The organism is Paenibacillus sp. EKM212P (genome assembly GCF_011066115.1).
GTDB lineage: Bacteria > Bacillota > Bacilli > Paenibacillales > Paenibacillaceae > Paenibacillus > Paenibacillus polymyxa_B.
In genome coordinates this window covers 1-6,260 of the sequence record NZ_JAAMNR010000023.1, presented here as the reverse complement: position 1 = coordinate 6,260, position 6,260 = coordinate 1, and the positions used below count along the sequence as shown (strand labels likewise).

The window sequence follows — 6,260 nt, the reverse complement described above, 5'->3', positions numbered from 1 at the left end:
ATTTTCACCTGATGGTCCATCCGACCCAAATATTCAATGTTGCCGTCCGGCATCCATCTTGCCAAATCGCCTGTACGGTACATCCGCTCATGGCCCGCCTTGCCACCAGCAAACGGATTATTCACAAATTTCTCAGCCGTCAGTTCTTCACGTTTCCAATATCCACGGGCCAATCCTTCCCCTGCAATACATAACTCACCCGGCACACCTACTGGCTGCAACTCCCCATTCGCATTCATGATATAGATTTGAGTATTCGCGATGGGACGTCCAATATTAATATGTTGAGCATGGGTCAGTTCCTGCACGGTCGACCACACCGTCGTTTCTGTAGGTCCGTACATGTTATAAATACGGGGACCGTTTATTTCTTGCAATGCTGCGAGCAGCTTGGATGGAAGTGCTTCGCCCCCGACCATAATGGCCTTCACGCTTTGCAGCGCGCGCGATCCTGCTTCATGACCCAACAGCATTTGCAGCCGGGAGGGTGTCATTTGCAACATCTCAATCGAATGTTGAGTAATCAACTCACCCAGCGCCTGCGGATTCACCTGATGCTGGCTGTCGCCAAGCACCACCGTCATTCCACCCAACAGGGGGAGGATGGTTTCCAATACGAAAATATCGAATGAAATGGTCGTGAGTGACAAAATCGTTTGGCTCGCTTCAAAGTCAATGACTTCGCGCATCCCTGTAATAAAGTTGAGGACCGAGCGATGCTGGAGCATAACTCCTTTTGGATTTCCAGTCGAACCCGACGTATAGATGACATAAGCCAAATGCTCTGGTCGGGCAATCGTCTCCAGGTTGCCGCTCTCTCCCTGATACAATGCTGCATCCTCAAGAAACAGGGTATTGGCATGGCAATGGTGCTCTTCTGCCAAATCGAGACGGGTCAGAAGCACTGCAGCCTCGCTGTCTTCCAGCATGTATGCAATACGAGAGGACGGAAATTCGGGATCAATCGGCACATAAGCACCGCCTGCTTTTAGCACAGCCAGCAGACCTACAATCATTTCCACGGAACGCTGCACCATCAGACCGACCAGTTTGTCAGGTCCTACTCCCTGGGCTTGAAGCATTCGTGCCAATGAATTCGCCCGTTCATTCAGCTCCCGATAAGTCAGACTCTGATTGCCAAACACCAATGCCACCTGATCTGGCGTATATTCTACCTGCTCCTCGAACAGCTGATGGATCGTCTGTTTGCATGGGAATGCACAAGCGGTATCATTAAATGCCGCTGTAATCTGCTGCTTTTCCGCCGCTGTGACCAATTCCAGTTCTTCAACGCGAACATTTGGGTTGAGCCAAATCTGCTCTAGCAGACGGACAAAATGACCATACAGATGCTCAATGCCTGCTTGATCAAAGCTAAGCGTGTTATACATAAAACGAATCTTGATGCCTTCTCCCGGCATCACGACGACGTTCAGATCATAGTTGGTTGCCTCTGTAGACACCACGTTCGAAATCGTAAATTTATTCTGCCCATCGCCGCCTAACTGTTCTACCTGCTGCTCCACCGGATAATTTTCAAAAATCATAATATGATTGATTAAATCCTGTTTCTGCTCGGTCAGTGCTTGAATTTCATACAGTGGGAACGCATCGTAGGCATTGGAAGCCAGCGCCTGCCGCTGTGTTCGTTTCATCAGCTCTACAAAGCTTTCACCTGGTTCAGACTGCACACGCACTGGAATCGTGTTAATGAATAGCCCAATCATGTGCTCCACACCTGGAATATCCCCTGGACGACCGGACACAACGCTGCCGAACACGACATCCGTACTGTTGTTATATTTTTGCAACAGAACGCCCCATACGGTCTGAATCAGCGTGTTGATCGTGACCTGATTTTGCTTCGCCACTTGTTCGATCTGGGCAACCAGCTCTGGCTGGAATTCGCAATCCAGATCTTCAGCGACATATAGCCCGGCTTGCATCGATTTAGGCTGTGTTTTTTGCTGCGGAAGCGTAATTTGCTGCTCGTAGTCCGCCAGATACCCACTCCAGTATTGCAGAGCCGCCTCACGGTCCTGACGCTCCAGCCATTCGATAAATCGACTGAACGGCGTAACAGGCTCCAGCGCTGGCTCATGACCCGCACGCAGTGCCAAATAGCTGCCGAATACCTCCTGTGTCATAAAGGACAAGCACCAGCCATCCATCAAAATGTGATGGAAGCTCCAGATAAAGTGATATGTTTCATCCCCGGTTTGCAGGATCGAAATACGAATGAGTGCATCCTCTGCGAGATTGAATCCTTTAGCTTTATCGGCAAGGGTAAAAGCCTCAACACGCGCTGCTCGTTCTTCTTTTTCCAGTCCGCGCAGGTCTTCATAGTACAACTCTCCGCTGCGATTGCGGAAAACGACCTGTACAGGCTCATCCTTCCAGGAGTTGATAAAGTTCGTCCGCAATGCCTCATGACGTCGGACGAGCAGATCAAAGCTTTTACCGAAAGTAACCACATCAAACCGTCCATTCAACTCAAAGGTGGCCTGCTCGAAATAAGCTGCCGAATTCTCATCCATTAGGCTGAAGAAGAGCATGCCCTTTTGCATCGGCGTCAAGGCATACACATTTTCCAGTTCACCCAGATCTCGCGTATCTTCCACCAATTGCTCCAGCTCGTCCAGCGTTACATGGTTTAACAGGACATCACTTGGGGTCAACACCGTTTTCTCTTGGGCGACACAATGATGAATGACTTCACGCAAGCCGGATGCTAGCAGCTCTCCCAGCCGTTCAATCGTTTCATGACGGAATTGCGTTGTGCCGTAGCGAATAGTGAAAATCAGCTCGCCATCTTCGATTACTCCATTGATATCCAGTGCAAAATCCATAGCCGCGTTTGTGCTGACAGGCACACCAATGGAATAGGAGGAAGGCTCCAGATCGTTGCCTTTATAGTCCTGATCGAATTGGCCCAAATAGTTAAAACTGATCTCAGGCTGCACCTTTAACTGCACGCCTGCTTTCTCCAGAACATTCATATCTGACAGGTATCGCAAAATACCATAGCCGATGCCTTTTTGCGGAATATGACGCAGCCCTTCCTTAATCCGTTTGATCAGACGAGCCGTATTCCCCCCTTGTCCCAGACTTCCATCCAGTACAACCGGGAACTGACTCGTAAACCAGCCAACCGTGCGCGTAATATCCACATCCGGTACAATAGCTTCCCGTCCATGGCCCTCCAGGTTGACCAGCACCCGTTCAGAACCAGACCAGTCATAGACGGCTTTTCCAAGCGCAGCCAGCAACAGGTCATTCATTTCCGTGCTGTACGCGCGATGAGCTTGTTTGAGCAGTTGCTCAGTTTCCTGTTTCGTCCAGCGGACCGTGACAACCTCACTGTCTCCCAGCAGAGCATGGTCATTTGCAAAATCCTTCGGCAAAGGCTTCGCGAGGCTTGCTTCTGCTTGTTCGATATGCTGCCAGTAGGCTAGCTCACGCTCTATCGTCGCACTATTCGCATAGGCTGACAGCTGTTTGGCCCACACCTGGAATGAATCTGTTTTATGTGGCAGTCGAATAGCTGTGCCTATTTTACCTGCAACAGCCTGCTCATAACCGGATGCCAAATCCTCCAGCAAAATACGCCACGATACGCCGTCCACAACCAAATGATGAATGACCATTAATAAATGGTCGCCCTCAGCGCAATGGAAGAGACCGAGCTTCACAAGCGGCCCCTCGCTCAAATGAATGCTGGCTTGAATTTCACTCGCCTTAGCTTCTACAGCGGTGGATTCGTCTTCAACTCCACTAAAATCTATAATGTCCAGCGTGTAAAGCTCGCCTTCTTCCACACTGCGATTCCAAGCGGCATAGCCTTGCTCCGTCTCACGGAATACTGTGCGCAATGCGTCATGATGCTGGACAATACGGTCCATCGTACGGCGCAGCGCGTCTACGTCAAAGCGCCCAGCTCGATACAGCATCATCGCCTGGTTGTTGTGGTGCAGATCAACCGGCTGCTGCTCGAAGAACCACCGTTGAATGGGTGTCAGTTCTACCTTGCCTACGGCCTCTTCCTGGCTGGCCATCTTGCCATCTGTACGAAGCAAAGGACTGAGTGACGCAACCGTCGGATTGCTGAACAGATCCTTCATGTCCAGTCGATAGCCTGCTTGCAACAATCGGGACGACACTTGCAGTGCTTTGATCGAATCGCCGCCCAGTTCAAAGAAGTTATCCTGCGTACCTACGGCTTCTGCGCCCAGCACCCCAGCCCACACCGAAGCTAATACTTGTTCCACCGTAGTTCGCGGTGCCACATAAGCTGCACCGGTATGAATGCTTCCTTCCGGTTCCGGTAAGGCCTCGCGGTCGATTTTGCCGTTGCTGGTCAATGGTAAGGTCTCCAGACGCATCAAGCGTGCAGGTACCATATGTGCTGGCAGTGCTGCTTCCAGTGCTGCTTGTACTTCCTCGATCTGCAGCTCGGTTTCTCCCGTGATGTATCCGCACAAGTACTTGTGTCCACGTTCGTCCGTCCGGTCGATGACTATCGCTTGACGCACACCCGGCACCCGCTGGATCGCCGTTTCAATCTCGCCCAGCTCGATCCGGTATCCCCGGATTTTGACCTGGTAGTCCATCCGGCCGATAAAGTCCACATTGCCGTCTGGCATCCACCGCGCCAAATCGCCTGTGCGATACAGTCGTTCACCCGGTACGTATGGGTTCGCTACGAATTTTTCCGCCGTCAGGTCCGCACGGTTCAAGTACCCACGTGCTACCCCGGCTCCGCCAATACACAGCTCGCCCAGTACACCGATCGGCACCGGATTCAGCTGGCTGTCCACGATGTAGAAGCGTGCGTTCAGCCATGCCTGACCAATCGGCACATGGCCGCTGCTTGGCAGCTTCGACAGCTCTTCGTCGTAGAAGCTGGAGTCAATCGCCGCTTCCGTGACGCCATAGCTGTTAATAATGCGGATATCCGCGCCAAACCGTTCTTGCAGTACCCGATAATCCGTCACGCTGCAGCTATCCGAGCTGGTGATCAGCAATTCCAGACTGCTCATGTCCAGTCCGTGTTCATGCACATGCTGCATAAACGGTACGATTAAAGCCGGTGTGGATTCGAACACCGTAATCTGATAGTCGCGAATCCAGCCATACAGACGGCTTGGGTCGATGCGGTCGTCCTTCGGACAGATGACCATCGTGCCACCGTTATAGAGCGCCCGTGCGATATCGCCGACGAACACGTCGAAGGAGAAACTTGCCAGTTGTAACAGGCGTACTGGGAACTGGTTCAGACGGTAATCCCGGCGATAGGCCGCAGCCGTATTCACCAAGCTGCGATGCTCGATCATAACGCCTTTTGGACGCCCCGTTGTACCGGACGTGTAGATCACATACGCCAGATCCTGCGGCTCATTGATAGGTTCCACATCCGTCGTATCTCCGGTGTACAGTGACTCATCGTCTAACGCCAGTACGGTATGCAGACGCAAGTTCGCTGCGGATTCGGATGCTACTTCACTATCAGACTCCGAATCTGATTTCAAGCTTAATCTCTTATTAAGGCTGTCTCTTTCCATCGTTTCAGCGCTAACCGCCGTCTCCAGTTCACCCTCGGCCTTTCCTTCGCCCAAAGCCCATTGGCTTTCATTCAGCCATGCTTGTGCGCGCTCCCGCAAACTAGTTTGAGTCAGCAGCACCGTCGCGCCGCTGTCCTCAAGCATAAAACGGATACGTTCGGATGGATAATCCGCATCTAACGGTACATATGCACCTCCGGCTTTCCATACTGCTAATACGCCGATCAGTATGTCCACCGAGCGCTCACTCAAAATACCAACAATGGACTCGCGCCCAACACCTTCATTCCGCAATCTACGAGCAAGTTGATTCCCACGCTCGTTCAGCTCGCGGTACGTAAGCTGCCGCTCCTCGTATACAACTGCCACATGATCCGGCACAAGCTGCGCTTGTTCTTCCACATAGGCGTGAAACAACCCTTCTGATTGCTTTTCATCACTCCATGCAGATACGCCCACGGATCCAAAACCGTCGATGATTTTTGCTTTTTCCGAAGCAGTCACCAACTCCAGCTCATCTACCAGCGCATCTGGTCTGTTAATCGCTTCTTCAATCATATGCAGCAAATGCTCGCGGATTTGCTCTACAGCTGTGCGTTCCAATACTCGCGCGTTGTACTCCAAATGGACATGAATTTCATCACCCGGCACAACCGTAATGTTGAAATCATAGTTCGTTTGCTCCGATACGGAAGCATT

At 51.6% G+C, this 6,260-nt stretch carries 1 protein-coding gene; it reads right to left on the bottom strand.

Annotation, left to right across the window (positions count from 1 at the left end; all coding sequences use genetic code 11):
* On the bottom strand, positions 1-6,260 hold a 6,260-nt coding region (locus G9G54_RS24675; RefSeq protein ID WP_165179924.1), incomplete at both ends, for a non-ribosomal peptide synthetase.